This window comes from Vibrio sp. S9_S30, assembly GCF_014694455.1.
In the GTDB taxonomy this organism is placed as follows: domain Bacteria; phylum Pseudomonadota; class Gammaproteobacteria; order Enterobacterales; family Vibrionaceae; genus Vibrio.
Map to the genome: position 1 here is coordinate 314,961 of NZ_JAAUWT010000004.1, position 17,469 is coordinate 332,429.

Genomic DNA, 17,469 nt, shown 5'->3' on the forward strand with positions numbered 1-17,469 from the left:
CGTAATCAAAAAAGCCCACCAACATAGAGTTGGCGGGCTTTTGTGTTAATGCTTACTATCACCGAAACGATCAGTCTCTTTTCCAAAGTATATGGCAGAACTTGTTATCCGGATCGCGGCTTACCAGCATGCGAGCATATACATCGTCTAACTCGTCGCTTTCTTCATTAACCAAGCCAATTCTCACTTCGGCGTAAACTTCTTTATCGACATCGAACCCAACATGGTTAGCCCAGTCATCACCGGTTTCGACGAGCTCCGCGGCACCACGTTCTTCAAATTGAGCCGTAAAAATAATGACATCGGCTGGCTCTAAATTGTCGGGTGCCATTTCAAGGAAGATATCGTATGCGGCATCGATGACATCATCAAAAGAAATTAAGTTGGTCATAGTATTACGCTCGGTTCATGTATTTGCGCTCGGTTGTATGCACAACGATGCGATCGCCTGTGGAAATGTATTCAGGGACTTGTACCGTCAGACCAGTCGCAAAGCGGGCAGGTTTGGTACGAGCAGACGCCGATGCCCCCTTTATAGAAGGATCCGTTTCTTCAATAACCAGTTCAACGGTAGAAGGCAGTTCCAGCCCAACGGGTTGGTTATTAACGACCAAGACTTGTAACCCCTGAGTTTCTTCATTGATAAACAGTAACTCGTCCGCAATGTCATCTCGCTTAAAGTTAAACTGAGTGTAGTCTTCGTTGTCCATGAAGATGTACTCATCACCGTCGATGTAGGAGAATAGAACATTGCGTTTTGCGATGTCGGTTGTATCCACAACATCGTCAGATTTAAAGCGCTCATCAACACGAGAACCATTGGATAGATCAGTACAACGTAACTTGTAGATTTTTGCACCGCCACGCCCACCTGGCGTTGTGACTTCAATGTCTTTGATCAGCAGTGTTTTGCCGTTTGAGATGATGGCAAACCCTTTTTTTAACTCGCTAGCCCTTGGCATATTGGATTCCTAACTATTTCTATAGCCTGAAATTATATACCCAAGTTACCTCAAGGTGCTAGCTTCTGCGTGTATTGCTAGGTTCAGCGCGTCAGTTTAAGGGGATGGGAGTAAGTTGGCATTATTTCCATGAGTAGACTTGATCGAATGCTCATGCTGGGCGAAGATGATTGGGTATATAAACTCCATTCAAAAATGCGGAATACTCTTTTGAACACAACCACTTCACTGCCGGTTATCGACCCTACGCAACCTTTTCAATCCGACTACCAGTCGGTCATTAATGAAGTACTTGCTTTCCTAACCAGAGGGCTCACTTCTAATCTGCACAGTGTTTATATTTTCGGTAGTGTTGCCCGTAAGACGGCAAAAGTAGGGCATTCCAATCTCGATATCGTTATCGTGACTCAAAGACCGCTTTCTGATAAAGAACACACCATAGTAAAAACCATCAAATGGCGATTCTCAAAACAATACAATCATTTGATCACCGGAATTCAATTCCAGTTTGGTATGATGCCAGAAATTCTGAGTTTAGATGGCATCTTCACGTGGGGCTTTATGCTTAGGCACTGCTGTGTGTGTGTTCATGGCGAGGATCTATCACAAAGCTTTGGTGATTTCGAACCTAGCTGGGAAATTGCAAAGCATTGGAACATGGATGTAGGGGACTGGGTAACGCTCTACAGAGAAAAAATTGGAAAAGCGAAAGCAGATATTGAAATACGTTACCTTCAAAAAGTGATTGCAAAGAAACTGCTTAGGGCAAGCTATTCGTTGATTATGTACAAAGATAAGCAATGGCTAGAGAACCCAGTCGAGTGTGGGAAACAATTTCTGCGCTATTACCCAAAGAAAAAAGTCGAAATTCAACGTCTTGTCATTTTGTTGCAAGGTAAGCCAGTGCCTAAACGTTCCATTATTGGAATACTCGATGGCTATGGAAAGTGGCTAGTAAGAGCGTACGAAAAAACAGAATTTCGAATTGGTTAAGAGAGACACGCCTCTCCCCGTATAGAGGGCGTCACCTCATTTTTGATTCTGTTATCGTCTCTGCCAGCTACTCGTCTATTGGAATGATGCGTATGTCTGAACGATAGGCATACTGTTTCTTTTTCTGTTTATGCTTATGGCTATTCACATGGCGGTGCGAGATGAATCATAGCAAGACCACCTAATGATGTTTCCCGGTATTTGCTATTCATATCTTTACCGGTTCGATACATAGTGTCGATCACTTTATCTAATGATATTAAACATTTACTGGTTCTTTTTAGTGCCATTCTCGATGCGTTGATTGCTTTAATCGCCCCCATTGCATTTCTTTCTATACAGGGAACTTGAACAAGCCCTCCGATTGGGTCGCAGGTCATTCCAAGTGAATGTTCCATTGCAATTTCTGCCGCAATGCAAATTTGCTCATTGCTGCCACCTCGTAAAGCGGTTAATCCAGCTGCGGCCATAGAAGAGGAAACGCCTATTTCACCTTGACAGCCGACCTCGGCTCCTGAGATGGAGGCGTTCATTTTATAGAGCATACCAATGGCGCCTGAAACGGCTAGAAAGTCTCGGATCTGTTTATTGTCTAAAGGGCGTAGAAATTGATGGTAATACATCATTACAGCGGGTATAACACCTGCTGCTCCGTTAGTCGGTGAGGTGACGACTTGCCCACCAGCCGCGTTCTCTTCACTGACAGCAAAAGCAAATAAGTTTATCCAATCCATGATTTCCATAGGATCCGTTTCTATTGAGGCATTGGCTTCGAGTTTCTTGAGTAGCGCTGGGGCGCGCCGGGTTACATTCAGCCCACCATCCAAGATGCCTTCGGTTTCAAAACCTTTATCCATGCACTGGCTCATGACTTCCCAGATTTGATCGGCTTTTTTTTCCAAATCGGCTTGAGAACGATACGTCAGCTCATTTTTTTGGATAAGACCGCCAAGGCTCAAGCCATGTTGTTCTGCTTGACCTAAAAGCTCTTCTGCATTGGTAAAAGGGTAGGGGACTTCAAGAGTTTCCTCGCTATTTGGGTTGTTCAGCTGCGCTTCTGTCGCGATGAACCCACCACCGATGGAGTAATACGTTTCCTTGGTACATTCGTTACCTTCAATGTCGTATGCTGTAATCGACATGCCGTTCTCATGTAAAGGCAAAGCGTGTTGATGAAAAAGGAGATCCTTATCTTCTATGAATTCGATTGAACGTTGACCGCATAATAGAAGTTTGTTTTTTTTAGTATGCTCATCAAGCAGTTGGTTTGCTTTTGTAATATTAATGTTGGCGGGTTCGTTGCCCATCAATCCTAGCAATACCGCTTTATCAGTGTGATGCCCAACTCCCGTGAGAGAAAGGGAGCCAAAAAGATCAATTTGTACTCGAGATATCTTGTGTAAATCTGGTATTAGTTTTTGACCAAATTGATAACCCGCAATCATAGGACCGTTTGTATGTGAGCTCGAAGGTCCCACGCCAATTTTGAAGATATCGAATATAGAAAGCATGCATTACTCACTGGAATTGTTATTGGTATGTTAAGTGTAATTTTGAGTTTAGCTATATTCAAAGTTAGAGATAAAACATTGAGTTGGATCGAGAGCTAGAGCCAATAAAAATACCCAGCCATATTAGCTGGGTATCATATTTACGCCTCAAAGAGTTTGTGTTACCCCTAGCTCGCGTTTCTTCTTAAGTAATGCACGCATTCTAAGTGAATACACTAATTTCTATGTGAATACGCTAACTTCTAAGTGAATACGCTAATTTCTAAGTTAATACGCTAATTGACCCGTTGTAATGATATCGCTCTCGACGTCGCTTATTTCGTCTATATAACTTTCAACAGCTTGCTCCACCAGTTCTGTATCTTGAGTAAAGAACGCGAGGTGGAATACGGCGTCGCCTTCATTCACTAGCGGCAAGGTTTGTTGCCCGATCACGATGCCTTCCTTGGGGGCGACGATGCACGTTTCAGTATCGCCAAGTGGTGAGCTTATATACGCCAACACCTGAAGCTTTGATACTTTTTCTCCTAAAGTAACAACAGTGCGCAACATGCCATCGTTATTGGCTCGAATCCAGTTCGTCGATTTCGCTATGACCGGCTCCGAATACTTCTTACGGCTTTCCCTTAACATGCCTGCGGCTTGCATTACTCGCTTGATACCCAGTAATCCAGCGTTGATCGAGATCGGTTCAAAACGTAGCGCCTCGCCCGCCTCGTAGGTTAGCGTTGGAATACCGAGTCGCTCCGCTTCACTGCGAAGCGAGCCATCACGCAGAGCCGCATCCACAACAACGGGGGTATTGAATGCTTTGGCAAGCCTCAGTGTTTCTTTGTTTTCCAAATTTGCTCTGATTTGGGGCAAATTGGTTTTGTGGATTGCACCAGTGTGAAGATCCAAAATAATATTGCAGCGAGTCGCCACCTTATTGAAGAAGGAATACGCCATTCGAGAGGCAAGTGATCCATTTTCTGAACCGGGAAAACAGCGGTTCAAGTCTCTTCGGTCGGGCAAGTATCGCGACTTATGAATAAACCCGAACACGTTCACAATGGGGACGGCAATAACCGTACCTTTGAGCTTCGCTGGATCGATGGTTTTTGATAATTGACGCACCATTTCAACACCATTCAGCTCATCCCCATGAATGGCGGCATTCACCATCATAACAGGACCAGCGTATTTACCATTGATCACTTCTATTTGAATAGAAAGGGGCGAATGGGTATACAACTTCGCTGCTTCCAGTTCAAACGTCGAGCGCTTGCCTGGCTCTATGATGTGGTTTAGCAGTTCAAAGTTTTGATTTCTTTTAGCCTTTGCCACGAGTTTTAGTTCCTTTGGTGGACGCATTTTTTTCAATGAAGTCAATGATCATCCCGGCGACGTCTTTACCTGTTGCTTTTTCTATTCCTTCAAGACCAGGAGACGAGTTAACTTCCATGATTAGGGGGCCGCGTTCAGAGCGTAGCAAGTCTACCCCAGCAATATTTAAACCCATTGCTTTAGCAGCTGCGACTGCTGTTTTACGCTCTTCTGGGGTGATCTTAATTAAAGACGCGGTCCCTCCACGATGCAAATTAGAGCGGAACTCACCTTCTGCGCCCTGTCGCTTCATTGCTGCAATGACTTTATCACCGATAACAAAACAACGAATATCGGCACCGCCAGCTTCCTTTACAAATTCTTGAACCATGATGTTGGCTTTCAAACCCATAAACGCTTCGATAACACTTTCGGCTGCTTTTTTCGTTTCGGCTAGAACCACACCAATACCTTGAGTGCCCTCAAGAAGCTTGATCACAACAGGTGCTCCACCCACCATATCTAATAAGTCTTTTACGTCATCTGGTTTGCTCGCAAATCCTGTTACGGGCATACCAATGCCTTTTCTTGAAAGCAGTTGTAGAGAGCGTAGTTTGTCACGTGAACGAGTAATGGCAACCGATTCATTAATAGGGAATACACCCATCATTTCAAATTGACGTAATACCGCTGTGCCGTAAAACGTTACGGAAGCGCCAATTCTTGGAATAATAGCGTCAAGCCCAGTGAGCTCCTCACCTTTATAGTGCACTTCAGGCTTATCTGAGTTGATATTCATGTAACAACGCAGGGCATCAATAACCTTAACTTCATGACCGCGAATCTCTGCCGCCTCAATTAAACGACGAGTAGAGTACAAAGACGCGTTACGAGAAAGGATGGCAATTTTCACTATTTTTTCTCCTCAAGTGGCACTAAAAATGATTCGGTTGGGTCAACAATGATTCGGTTTCGCATGGCGGTTCTGCCGAGCAACATTCTGAATCTCATGTTTTCTCTGTTTGTTAATGTAATTTCGATCGGCCACTGCTCCCCACCTAGTGAAAGGAGTGTTTCCACGACGTATCGCTCTTCTTCATGACCACCAGAATCTCGCACTACTCGTTTGTTAATGACTTTGGCTTCGCAAATCTGGCTCAGCTCAGTGTTGTTTTGCTCTGGGTGCATCCAAAATCGTACCCAGAGCGTGTTGTTCCGAGTAAATGTTTCTAATTTATATGCGTGTAGGCATGAAGTTCGCGCACCTGTATCTATTTTCGCTTTGATACGATCTAAGCGAAGTTCAGGTAGGCTTAGCACTTCTCGCCACCCTACGATGATCTTCTTATTCATTTCAATTACTTAAGGTAAAGGCTAGGAACAGCCATGAAGCGATGTACTTAGTCGATAGAGCTTTTCAGTACAGTTAACAGTGTTGAGTAGAGGGGAGTGATTGCCCTCTTAGATACTCAGTGTCATTGATTGTATCAGGTCGTATTCTGTGTGTCATACAAACATTTTAATCTTGAAGATTAAAATGTGATGACTAAATAGAGAGATTTCAACGCTATTACATAGGGCTCATCTTATCAGTCGATGAAGCGGTGTTAGGTGGTTTTATTCCCTATAAATGATATAAATTTAGGGCTGTCTAAATCATGGTTCTTAGGCTATATCTTTATTGGTAAGCTCACTTATCCACCAAAAGTGCATGGATTAACTTAACGTTTATAAGCCAGCTTAGAGCCGTTACCACATCACTTAATGGATTAAATCACATCCACAGAGTGCGACGCACTCAAAGGTAAGGCGAAGGTTTAGATATGTTCAAGAACTTACCACTCACGTTGAAAGTATCATTGGGCACTGGTATCCCACTTTTGTTGCTGATCACCCTTTCCGCCGTTGCGCTGAATAGCACACATAACCACGGTAAATCCGGTTACATGGTAGACCAAACACATAAGGTCATCCAGCAAGCCATGAAAGTTGAAGGGGCGGCGGTGGATATGGAGACCGGAATGCGTGGTTTTCTGCTGGCTGGTCAGGAAGGTTTTCTAGAACCTTATATCAATGGGCGAACTCGATTTAGTCATTTGATTTCAGAATTGCAACAGACCGTTAGTGATAACCCTGCCCAAGTAAAACGTTTGTCGGACATGCAAAGCAATATTAATGCTTGGGTAGCCAATGTCACGGAACCCGCCATTTCACTACGCCGAGACATTGTTCCTACCCAAACGATGGATGACTTGGCAGATTTGGTCGGAGAAGCGAGAGGTAAGGTGTTTTTCGATAAATTTAGAGAACAAATGGCTACTTTTATCTCTCGGGAAAACACATTTCTCCAAGCTAGACGCGCGTCAAGTATCGAGCCCTCGGCTAATGCTAGTGAAATGACTTCCGCTTTAGAAACAAATAACTTATGGGTTAATCGTGCTCATGATGTTATTCGACTTTCCTTGGAGATCACATCTGCGGCGGTGGATATGAAAACGGGGATGAGAGGGTTCTTGCTGACTGGTCAATCTGAGTTTTTGGAGCCTTATACCAATGGTAAAACGCGCTTCTTTGAAATCAGTAAAGCATTGAAGGAAAAAGTAAGTGATAACCCCATTCAAGTCTCCAGAATCAATGCGATTGAAAATAACATCATAAACTGGAACAAAAATGTGACGGAGCCTGCTATAGCAGATAGAAAGCAAGTGGTCTCTGGATCGCTCTCGGTGGATGACATGGCAAGTTTGATTGGTCAGGGGCAAGGCATACAATATTTTGATAGGTTTCGAACGCAAATAGCTGAAATCCTCACTGAGGAAGAAAAGCTTATTGCTCAAAGAGGCGAAGAATCCGCTCAAAGTGTTGCGCAGATAACCACGGTGATTAATGAAGTGAGCGAATCAGCTCAATGGGCGGAACACACGCAAAAGGTCATATCACAAGTACTCGATATTCAAGTGGCGGCGATGGAGATGGAGATTGGCATGCGCGGCTATTTATTGGCGGGAGAAGTGGCCTTTTTGGCGCCTTATGAACAGGGCTTTAAGAATTTCAATAAAGCCATTGACTCCCAGAAAGAGACGGTGAGTGATAACCCAGAGCAAGTTGCGTTGCTTGAAGAAACACGAACAACCATTTCAGAATGGCGATTGAGTGTGATGGAGCCGGCCATCGCACTTCGTTCTCGAATTGGTCGTGCCCAAACCATGACCGACGTAACCAACTTGGTTAGGGAGGCTCGTGGTAAGGTCTACTTTGATAAGTTTAGAGAACAAATTGCTGAGTTTATTGAAATAGAACAAAAACTGATAACGCAACAACAGGCCGCTGCTGAAACGGCGACTGACAATACCGCTTACACCATTATTATCGGCACGTTGGTTTCTGTGTTGATCGGCGGGGTGGTTTTTTTGGGGGTTTTGAGAAGTATTGTTCAACCTGTAGAAGAAGTGGCGAATGGGCTACGCAAACTAGCGGAAGGGGATTTAACGGTCAAGATTGCTGTGGATTCCAAAGATGAGCTGGGCAAAATGTCGGAAAACTTCAATCAAGCGGTTTACAAAACGAAACAAGCGATGCGAGAAGTGCTTTCAACGACGGATCAAGTTGCGGAAGGAACGCATGACATCGCGCAGACAAGTGAGCAAATGGCACGAGACTTGGATCTTCAAGCCGAACGAGTGGAACATATTTTTACGTCGATTGATGACATGATGCAAAGTGTTGCCGAGGTAGCTAAGCAATCGACAGATGCTACAAGCAGCGCAAAAGAAGCAGGGGTTACGGCAAATTCTGGTGGTGATATTGTTCGAAACACCATACAGGGTATGAGCTCCATTAACGAAGCGGTAATGGCTTCTTCCAAGAGTGTGGCTGAATTGGGTAAACGAGGTTCTGAAATTGGCGATATTCTTAACGTCATTAATGACATTGCTGAGCAAACCAATTTACTTGCATTGAATGCTGCCATTGAGTCTGCGCGTGCAGGTGAAGCAGGACGAGGCTTTGCTGTGGTGGCGGATGAAGTGAGAACATTGGCAGACAGAACCACAACGGCGACAGAAGAAATTGCTGGTTCAATCCAAGCGATTCAAAGTGAAACTAAGCTGGCTGTAGATAGAATGAGTGTCGGCACTAGCCATGTGGCAGAAGGGGTCGAACTTGTAGGTAAAGCCGGAATGAGTTTAGAGAATATTGTTGCCGGAGCAGAAGCGGTGGCTACTATGATAGACAGTATCGCGGCGGCGTCGAAAGAACAGGCAAATGCAAGTATTGCAGTGCGTGAAAGCGTTGAGACGGTTTCAGAAGTTTCGAAAAATGCAAACACCCAAGCAAATCAAGCGGCGTCTTCGGCGAGAGACTTGTCTTATCAAGCGGAGAAGCTGAAAACGCTGGTGGCACAGTTTAATGTGGGCACATAGCAGCCCACGTATTCAAACTGAATGAAAATGATTCACAATGATATAAAGAGCCAGACAATGTTTGGCTCTTTTGGATTTTTTGACTCTGAACTCATACAGCTCAGTTCTTTAGAGGTAGAGCGTTAGAAAAGCCCAAGCTGTGGCGCATTCAAGCTTTCAAAGTCTAAGCCAATAAATGGGAGAATGGCGTCTGCGACAGGCTTTAACTGTTTATCTATGTAATGCTGGTAATCGATGGCGCTTTGTAAATACTCGTTTGGTTCGGGGCCATTTAACGTTATCACGTATTCTATTCGGCCTTTGTTTTGATATTGCAGCGGTCGACCAAGGGCGGCATTTCTTTCATCGGCTAACCGAGCCGCTCGAACCTGCGGAGGAATATTTTTTTGATAATCGGCCAATTTTCGACGCAGTCTTTTTTGGTAAACCAGTTGGTGGTCGAACGATCCATCTTTGGTTTTTTCAACATAGTCACGAATGTAGTCCTCTGGATCCTTGTCATGGAACACCATATCGTACAATGTTTGCTGAAATGTCTGAGAAAGTGGTGTCCAGTCTGTTCTTGCACTTTCTAACCCTTTGAAGATGATTTTTTCTTCGCTTCCTTCGCCAACCAACCCCGCATAACGCTTTTTAGAACCGGCTTCAGAGCCTCTGATCGTGGGCATCAAGAATTTTCGATAGTGCGTTTCGTATTCCAGCTCCAAATGAGAGGTTACACCGAATTCTGAGTTGAGATGAGACGTCCACCACTCATTGATATGGTTAGCGAGAGTTCGCCCAATGGCATCGGCATCTTTTTGAGAGTGTGGTTTGTTTAAGGCCACAAATGTGGAGTCTGTGTCACCATAGATAACTTGATAACCTTTTTCTTCAATGAGCGTGCGGGTTTGTTTCATGATCTCATGACCACGCATGGTGATAGAGGAGGCAAGTCGGGTATCAAAGAAACGACAACCGGAGGAACCGAGCACTCCATAAAAAGAGTTCATAATAATTTTAATGGCTTGGGAGAATGCTTTTTCATTATTCTTTTTGGCTACGTCTCTTGCCGCCCAGAGCTGTTCGATCATCTTAGGTAAAAAGTGTTTTTCACGGTGAAACTGCCCACCACGAAACCCTGCAACGGCAGAATCTTGCGTATTGCCAATATCGAGCTTTAACCCTTCAATTAACCCTAACGGGTCGATAAGAAAACTGCGAATAATGGAGGGGTATAGGCTTTTGAAATCGAGAACTAACACCGAATCGTAAAGTCCTGGAACGGAATCCATCACATAGCCCCCAGGGCTTGCGAGCCAATTTTCTGGCTGGAGGTTGGGGGCGACGTAATGAGCACGATGAAGCTGGGGTAGGTAAAGGTTAGTAAAGGCGGCCACCGAGCCACCAACTCGATCCAGTTCGACTCCAGTTAGCTTTGAACGTTCTATCGCAAACTCTAGTAAATGGGTATGTTTAAAAATTCGATTCACCAGTTTGCAGTCTTGTAAATTGTATTTGGCCAACGATGGCTTGTCTTCTCTAAACATTCTGTTGATCTCATCCATACGGTCATGGACGTTATGGATGTCTTTCCCTTCACCAAGCAGTTCTTGGGATACCGATTCGAGAGACCAAGAGCGAAAGTGATACGTTGCCGTTTTTAGTGTATCGATTCCATCCAGTACAACGCGACCAGGAATTCGAATAAAACTTTGGTTTGTGGCGCTCGATTGTCGGAAATGTGCCGTTTGACCACCTCGCCCAATTTTTAATGGCAGGTTGTGCCATTCACAGCGTTTATGCAGCAGTTGAAAGTCAAAATCGATCACGTTCCAGCCAACAATTATGTCTGGGTCAAATTGGGTAAACCAGTCGCACATAGCGTGCAGAAGCTGAAACTCATTTTCTACCCATTGAACCGCCGTGTCACAGGGTTCAGGCGTTCCAATCATAATGACGCGGCTATCCATAGCACTGTCCAATCCAATGGAATAGAGAATGCCTTTTTCGCTGCATTCCAGATCGAGTGACACTTGAGTGAGATTAGGGTGATAGGTTCCGCTCTTACACTGGGCATTTAAGTATTGGTGATGATCTCGCTTCGATACCCATTTTCCTTGAAATTGAATACTGCCTTGGATGAAACGCTCCATAAGGTATCGGTCGGCAAGCCGAACATCCGATTCGTACGTCATCAGCTCATTACTCGCAAGAATTTGAGAAGCAGCATTGGCGCTTTTGATGGATGAAAAGTAAACCCCAGAGGTGGGTATGTGATCGAATGTTTTAAGCGGTAATGGCTTAACGTCGTGTTCAATTTCGGCGTCGCTCAGAAGATCAGAAGCCACGGCACCATGCTCCGTCTCAATAAAAAAGACGGGCTTTTGGTTTGGAATGACAACATGAACGGGGCCATTGTTTGTACTTAGCCATAAATCGACCTGCGCCCTTCCAGACACATCACGTGCTTGTCTTGTTAAAACAAATCCATCTTGAATGGTCAAACCTTACGCCTTTGTAAATGGCTATACAGATACCGAAGGAGTATACCTGAGTCCACTAACGGTATACCACCCATCAGCATTTTGCAGGAGAAGCTCGCTATTATCATAGTTGCATTGACTTAGAAAAATCACATCAGAAGTATTGGGTGTTGGCGGTTTGATTATCGGTAAGAATGTTTACTTATGAGGTCTACGTCGAATAATTTAATGGAATTTAAGACGTTAAGTTGGTATTACTGAAATATCAATACAGTGTTAATTCGCGCTCTCTTTATATAGGTGACTAAAATTCCTACAACAAACGGTGGAATTTGGTTCAAACGGTGGGCGACTTAACGACTCTGATTATAAGTTATGATTAAAGTTTGCGTTAGGACGCATAATCGTTGTAATTTTTAAGTCAGAATTGAGATATGATGAGTTCATCTGATATTTATGTGAATGATTCGCTGGATAGTGAATTAAAAACATAGTTAGAACCAAAAAATGAGTGTGGAGATACAAGTTTGATTAATGTTTTCCTTGTAGATGATCACGAGCTGGTTCGCACAGGGATACGACGTATTATTGAAGACGTCCGTGGTATGAACGTAGCAGGGGAAGCTGACAGCGGTGAAGAAGCCGTCAAGTGGTGCAGAAGCAGTCATGCTGACGTTATTTTAATGGATATGAACATGCCAGGCATTGGTGGTTTAGAGGCAACGAAAAAAGTGCTTCGATTTAACCCTGATGTAAAAATCATTGTACTAACAGTGCATACAGAGAACCCTTTCCCAACAAAAGTGATGCAGGCGGGAGCAGCAGGTTATCTGACAAAAGGAGCAGGACCAGACGAAATGGTGAATGCCATTCGAATGGTGCATTCTGGGCAGCGTTATATTTCCCCTGAAATTGCGCAGCAAATGGCGTTAAGCCAGTTCTCTTCCGCATCTGAAAATCCTTTTAAAGACCTTTCGGAACGAGAGCTTCAAATCATGATGATGATTACTAAGGGGCAAAAAGTAACTGACATTTCTGAGCAATTAAGCCTGAGCCCTAAAACGGTGAACAGTTACCGATATCGTCTTTTCAGCAAGCTGGATATTAATGGCGATGTTGAATTGACCCACTTAGCCATTCGTCACGGAATGATCGACACTGAGACGTTGTAGTGTCTCAGCCGTTCGATTCCGTTTCCTTTCTTAATACCGTTACCAGTCAGCCCGGCGTATACAGAATGTATAACGCCGAGTCGACGGTAATTTATGTCGGTAAAGCCAAAGATCTTAAAAAGCGCCTCTCAAGCTATTTTCGTAAAAAGGTCGATAACGAAAAGACGCGTGCGTTGGTCAGCCACATTAACAAAATAGACGTCACGGTTACTCACACTGAGACTGAAGCGCTTATTTTAGAGCACAACTACATCAAGCAATATCTTCCCAAGTACAATGTATTGCTGAGGGATGATAAGTCGTACCCATACATCTTTTTAAGTGGTCATAAGCACCCTCGTATATCGATGCACAGAGGGTCGAAAAAGCGCAAAGGCGAGTATTTTGGTCCTTACCCAGATTCTGGTGCCGTTCGAGAAACGTTGCACCTGATTCAAAAGATTTTCCCAGTTAGGCAATGTGAAGACACGGTTTACAGCAACCGCACAAGGCCGTGCCTGATGTACCAAATCGGTCGTTGTGCTGCCCCTTGCGTGTCTAGCATCATTTCCGATGAAGAATATGCAGAGATCGTGAATTACGTGCGCCTATTTTTGCATGGAAAAGACAAGCTGGTCGTTGAAACCTTGGTTTCTAAAATGGAAAAAGCCAGCATGGAGCTGAGGTTTGAAGATGCGGCCTCACTTCGCGATCAGATTCAAGCTATTCGGCGCGTACAAGAGCAACAATTCGTGTCTGAAGATTCGATGGATGACTTAGATGTACTTGGTTTTGCACAAGAAAATGGTGTGGCGTGCATTCATATTCTCATGATTCGTCAAGGAAAGGTATTGGGGAGCCGCAGTCATTTCCCCAAAATTCCCAATAATACCGACAGGCATGAAGTCTTTCACAGCTTTTTGAGTCAATATTATTTGAGCCATAACGAGGCGAGAACCATTCCTTCGCGGCTTATCTTGGAGCAAGACTTGTTTGAGGATGCCGAACCGTTTCAGGACATACTCTCCGAGATTGCAGGTAGAAAGATTACCATCCAAACCAACCCAAAAGGGACGAGATCTCGCTATCTTAAGTTGGCCAATACCAACGCCCTGACGGCTATTACGACCAAAATTAACCATAAGATGACCATTAACCAGCGCGTTAAGGCACTGCAAGAGCATCTGGGTATGGATTCGATCCAACGTATGGAGTGTTTTGATATTAGCCACACAATGGGCGAGAGCACCATTGCATCCTGTGTCGTATTCAACCGAGAAGGGCCTGTTAAGCAAGAATACCGACGTTATAACATCGAAGGAATAACTGGCGGGGACGACTATGCAGCAATGGGGCAAGTGCTTGATCGGCGTTATTCAAAACAACTGGATGTAGAAAAAATCCCCGATATTGTTTTTATCGATGGCGGTAAAGGGCAGCTCAATCGTGCGCATGAGATAATTGCGCGGCATTGGGATGATTGGCCTAAGCGTCCAAGACTGATTGGTATTGCAAAGGGGACAACTCGTAAACCCGGTTTAGAGACAATGATTACGACCGATGGTGATGAATTTAACATGGCGACGGATGAACCAGCGTTGCATCTTATCCAGCACATACGTGACGAAAGCCACAATCATGCAATAGCTGGGCACAGAGCCAAACGCGGAAAGACAAGAAGGACCAGCGCACTAGAAGGAATTGAAGGCGTTGGCCCAAAACGACGCCAAGCTTTGCTTAAATACATGGGGGGATTACAAGAGCTGAGACGTGCAAGTGTCGAAGAAATCGCCAAAGTTCCCGGTATTAGCCTTTCTTTGGCAGAAAACATTCATCAAGCATTGAAACAATAAGCGTTTTGACGCACCATTAAGCGCGCAATGTCTAAGAGCCTAAAATATCTATGCGTTTTACCATACCAAACATTCTAACCTTACTTCGATTAGTACTGATTCCTGTATTTGTCATTGTGTTTTATATCCCTGCATCTTGGGCCCCTTTTGCTGCGGCAATGGTTTTTTGGGTCGCAGGATTCACCGATTGGCTTGATGGCATGCTGGCACGCAAATTAGGTCAGACCTCTCGTTTTGGCGCGTTCTTAGATCCAGTGGCTGACAAGGTTATGGTGGCAACAGCGCTTATTCTCATCACAGAGCATTACGCGACATGGTGGATCACCATTCCGGCTATTACCATGATTGCTCGCGAAATCATCATTTCCGCGCTACGTGAATGGATGGCGGAAATAGGTAAACGTTCAAGTGTTGCCGTTTCTTGGGTCGGTAAAGTGAAAACATTAGCGCAAATGTTTGCGTTATGGGTGCTTATTTGGCGTTATGATGACTGGATGGTATGGCTAGGCTATGCGGCTCTGTATTTCGCAACGATCCTGACATACTGGTCAATGATGCAATATTTAGTCGCGGCAAAAGATGACTTGTTGGATGAGAAACACCAGTAGAGTTCCGGTTACATAAGCCGCCACGGTAGGTTTTGCCTGATTAAGGTGTCATAAAAAACGGATGGTTAATCCGTTTTTTTTAATTGTGTTACGGCAAATTGATTTCTTCCGCTTCGTTTTGCTTGGTAAAGCGCGGTATCAGCATGATGCAAAGAATCAGATAGAGTCAGGTCAGACGCGCAATGTGAAAAGTGTGCCACCCCAATAGAAAGAGAAACACGATCCGCGCAGTAGGAACGTTTATTCGGTATTTTCAATTCGTATAAAGCGTGCTGTATGTTCTGAACGGTTTGAGTCAAAGAGGTTACGTCGTGATTTGGCACCACAACAACAAACTCATCACCACCATAGCGATAACATTTGGCATCTAGTCGCTCAAAATTTTCCTTTATCAATTGTGTGAGCGTCACCAGAACTTTATCTCCTTCCACGTGACCATAGTAATCGTTTAACTGTTTGTAGCAATCAATGTCGATCATCACGATGCTGTATTCAGAGACTCTTTGCTTTTGCAGATCAAGATAGTGGGCATCAAGTGATTGGCGATTCCAGAGCCTCGTTAAGTGATCTGTCTGAGAAAGTAATGTGAGCTTTTTGCGGTTTATCTGATTCTCAAGCGCGATAGAAAGGTAATTGGTTAATTGCAAAAAAAGTTCATACTGATAGGTTTGATACGCATAACAATCAGTAGCTTGGATGGTAAATATTGCGTTTACCTCACTATTTATAGTGATGGGGGCGAACAGCAGCGAGTTTTGGTTTTCGTGTTCTGCGGATCTGCCTAACATGGCTTTCTTTTTGTCTATTGTCATGTCGTTGAAGTAGAGAGGGCACTTGTTTTTTCCGCAGTATTCGAAAAACGTTGCCTGCTCAGAAAAGTCGATGTAAAGCGCATCTTTAATTTCGTTGTCGTCGTAGTAATGTTCTATGAAAATACGATTGTGCTGTGGTTGGTAAAAGCCGATGGCGAGAGTATCGACTTTAAACAAACCTTTTAGGTCTTCGACTAACTGAAAGATAACATCCTTAAAATTGTCGCATGTACTGAGGTATTGACCAATTTTATTGATCAAACGGAGATTTTTATTGATGTCTTGTGCGGATTCTAATGCCAGCCTATCCATATTTAACTGATATATCTGGCTTAAATAGTCGTGTTCTCGTGTGATTGCAGATTCGCGAGATTTTTGAAGCGAAACAAACATCAATTGATAGTGTCTATCGCGCTCCTCACCAGTTGGCATTTGCTCTATTCGAGATAACAAGATCTGATTGAATTTATCAATCAGATTATTGGCTCCAGTTTTTCTTGCCAATGACAGCCCACTCTCCAAGCGATTATCCAGTTCATCCCACTTGGATTGTACAAGCAAAAGTTCACAATAATCTAAAGCTATCTCAGACAAATAGTAATCATTTTTGCATTGGTTAATGGCTTTTAATGCAAGGTCTAGCTGCTTTTCTGCTAGTGAAATCTCTTTAACTGCGAGGTAGTACTTTGCTTTTTTTTGATGATAGAAACTGAGGTATCGCATATTTCCGAAAGCATGAACTTCGAGAATATCGAAGATGGCTTTGGCTTCCTCGTACTGTTTCAATTCGATATGAGAACCCGCCAAATTCATGTAGGAAATCAGTGCAAATTGAAATTCGTCCTCTTCTAGACCTTTAATCGCGTCAGTGAAGTAGTCTATTGCGTTTCGGTGTTGTCCTACCGCAGCAAAAAGATCACCAATATTATTTTTGATAAGCGATACGAGACGTTTGTCACCATATTTGTGAATTCTTTCCGCTTTTGTTAGGAATTCGCTAGCATGAGAGTGATCGCCTAATAACCCGAATATGGTCCCAATATTGAAGTAGGCGATAAGAAGGAGATAATGCTGCTGGTGGGTTTGGCACAAGGATACACAATCAAAAAACTCCCTAAGTGCGGGGATTAATTTACCACCTCTATAAAGGGTGTAAGCACTAAAGAAAGAGTGAAATTCTACAGGAATAGAATGACCGTGCTTTTCTGATAGCTCGCGAATTTTTTGTTGCCGTTCTACGACTTCTTCGGCGGAAGCAGAAGTGAAAATATTGCGTACATGTTGCAGTAGATCCGTTTGCCATTGCGAGCTATTCATTGGCGACCCCTATAATAATAAGGCGCAGATTATAGCACCTCATACTTTAAAAAATATAAGATCGGTCGAAA

Annotated in this window: 13 protein-coding genes; 5 read left to right on the forward strand and 8 right to left on the reverse strand. The window is 43.9% G+C overall.

Annotated features, from left to right (window positions below; translation table 11 throughout):
* Positions 1–70 precede the first annotated feature (70 nt).
* Both HC752_RS07010 and efpL read right to left on the reverse strand, forming a co-directional pair.
* Entirely contained in the window at positions 71–391 is a 321-nt protein-coding gene (locus HC752_RS07010) for an HI1450 family dsDNA-mimic protein (RefSeq protein ID WP_190334414.1), read from the reverse strand.
* Between the two features lie 4 nt (positions 392–395).
* On the reverse strand, positions 396–962 hold the full coding sequence (gene efpL / locus HC752_RS07015) for an elongation factor P-like protein EfpL (protein WP_190334415.1): 567 nt from the start codon (positions 960–962) through the stop codon (positions 396–398).
* Positions 963–1,157: 195 nt separating this feature from the next.
* Here efpL and HC752_RS07020 point away from each other — a divergent pair, with 195 nt between their 5' ends.
* Positions 1,158–1,955, forward strand: coding sequence for a nucleotidyltransferase domain-containing protein (locus HC752_RS07020; RefSeq protein WP_190334464.1), 798 nt, complete (start codon positions 1,158–1,160; stop codon positions 1,953–1,955).
* Positions 1,956–2,095: 140 nt separating this feature from the next.
* Here HC752_RS07020 and HC752_RS07025 read toward each other — a convergent pair whose 3' ends face one another.
* The 4 genes from HC752_RS07025 to HC752_RS07040 all read right to left on the reverse strand — a co-directional run bounded on the left by HC752_RS07025 (position 2,096) and on the right by HC752_RS07040 (position 6,124).
* On the reverse strand, positions 2,096–3,466 hold the full coding sequence (locus tag HC752_RS07025; protein WP_190334416.1) for an L-serine ammonia-lyase: 1,371 nt from the start codon (positions 3,464–3,466) through the stop codon (positions 2,096–2,098).
* A gap of 267 nt (positions 3,467–3,733) precedes the next feature.
* Complete coding sequence (locus HC752_RS07030; protein WP_342029458.1) at positions 3,734–4,792, reverse strand: succinylglutamate desuccinylase/aspartoacylase family protein; 1,059 nt, start codon at positions 4,790–4,792, stop codon at positions 3,734–3,736.
* Positions 4,779–5,684, reverse strand: coding sequence for a 30S ribosomal protein S6--L-glutamate ligase (rimK, locus tag HC752_RS07035; protein WP_190334418.1), 906 nt, complete (start codon positions 5,682–5,684; stop codon positions 4,779–4,781). Before rimK ends, HC752_RS07030 begins: the two co-directional genes overlap by 14 nt.
* Complete coding sequence (locus HC752_RS07040) at positions 5,684–6,124, reverse strand: ATP-dependent zinc protease family protein (protein WP_190334419.1); 441 nt, start codon at positions 6,122–6,124, stop codon at positions 5,684–5,686. The genes rimK and HC752_RS07040 overlap by 1 nt, the downstream gene beginning before the upstream one ends.
* 470 nt (positions 6,125–6,594) lie before the next feature.
* On the opposite strand from HC752_RS07040, the gene HC752_RS07045 reads away from it, so the two are divergent.
* Positions 6,595–9,192 carry a CHASE3 domain-containing protein gene (locus HC752_RS07045; RefSeq protein ID WP_190334420.1) on the forward strand — a complete coding sequence of 866 codons (2,598 nt, stop codon included), beginning with the start codon at positions 6,595–6,597 and terminating at the stop codon, positions 9,190–9,192.
* Positions 9,193–9,314: 122 nt separating this feature from the next.
* On the opposite strand, the gene HC752_RS07050 is transcribed toward HC752_RS07045, so the two are convergent.
* Positions 9,315–11,678, reverse strand: a complete 2,364-nt coding sequence (locus HC752_RS07050; RefSeq protein ID WP_190334421.1) for a DNA polymerase II — start codon at positions 11,676–11,678, stop codon at positions 9,315–9,317.
* 506 nt (positions 11,679–12,184) lie between these two features.
* On the opposite strand from HC752_RS07050, the gene uvrY reads away from it, so the two are divergent.
* The 3 genes from uvrY to pgsA are packed head-to-tail and all read left to right on the forward strand — an operon-like array spanning position 12,185 to position 15,269.
* A complete protein-coding gene (gene uvrY, locus HC752_RS07055) occupies positions 12,185–12,829 on the forward strand; it encodes a UvrY/SirA/GacA family response regulator transcription factor (protein WP_190334422.1) in 645 nt (214 codons plus the stop codon).
* Positions 12,829–14,661: an excinuclease ABC subunit UvrC gene (uvrC, locus tag HC752_RS07060; protein WP_190334423.1), complete on the forward strand. Its 1,833-nt coding sequence runs from the start codon at positions 12,829–12,831 to the stop codon at positions 14,659–14,661. Before uvrY ends, uvrC begins: the two co-directional genes overlap by 1 nt.
* Positions 14,662–14,711: 50 nt before the next feature.
* On the forward strand, positions 14,712–15,269 hold the full coding sequence (pgsA, locus tag HC752_RS07065) for a CDP-diacylglycerol--glycerol-3-phosphate 3-phosphatidyltransferase (protein WP_104402545.1): 558 nt from the start codon (positions 14,712–14,714) through the stop codon (positions 15,267–15,269).
* Between the two features lie 65 nt (positions 15,270–15,334).
* Here the strand turns inward: pgsA and HC752_RS07070 are convergent, their stop codons facing one another.
* A complete protein-coding gene (locus HC752_RS07070) occupies positions 15,335–17,398 on the reverse strand; it encodes a tetratricopeptide repeat-containing diguanylate cyclase (RefSeq protein ID WP_190334424.1) in 2,064 nt (687 codons plus the stop codon).
* Positions 17,399–17,469: the final 71 nt, after the last annotated feature.

Excerpts from the sequence above, each read along its gene's own strand:
- HC752_RS07010 (WP_190334414.1), bottom strand. The coding sequence starts at position 391 with ATGACCAACTTAATTTCTTTTGATGATGTCATCGATGCCGCATACGAT.
- efpL (WP_190334415.1), bottom strand. The coding sequence starts at position 962 with ATGCCAAGGGCTAGCGAGTTAAAAAAAGGGTTTGCCATCATCTCAAAC.
- HC752_RS07020 (WP_190334464.1), top strand. The coding sequence starts at position 1,158 with ATGCGGAATACTCTTTTGAACACAACCACTTCACTGCCGGTTATCGAC.
- HC752_RS07025 (WP_190334416.1), bottom strand. The coding sequence starts at position 3,466 with ATGCTTTCTATATTCGATATCTTCAAAATTGGCGTGGGACCTTCGAGC.
- HC752_RS07040 (WP_190334419.1), bottom strand. The coding sequence starts at position 6,124 with ATGAATAAGAAGATCATCGTAGGGTGGCGAGAAGTGCTAAGCCTACCT.
- HC752_RS07045 (WP_190334420.1), top strand. The coding sequence starts at position 6,595 with ATGTTCAAGAACTTACCACTCACGTTGAAAGTATCATTGGGCACTGGT.
- pgsA (WP_104402545.1), top strand. The coding sequence starts at position 14,712 with ATGCGTTTTACCATACCAAACATTCTAACCTTACTTCGATTAGTACTG.
- HC752_RS07070 (WP_190334424.1), bottom strand. The coding sequence starts at position 17,398 with ATGAATAGCTCGCAATGGCAAACGGATCTACTGCAACATGTACGCAAT.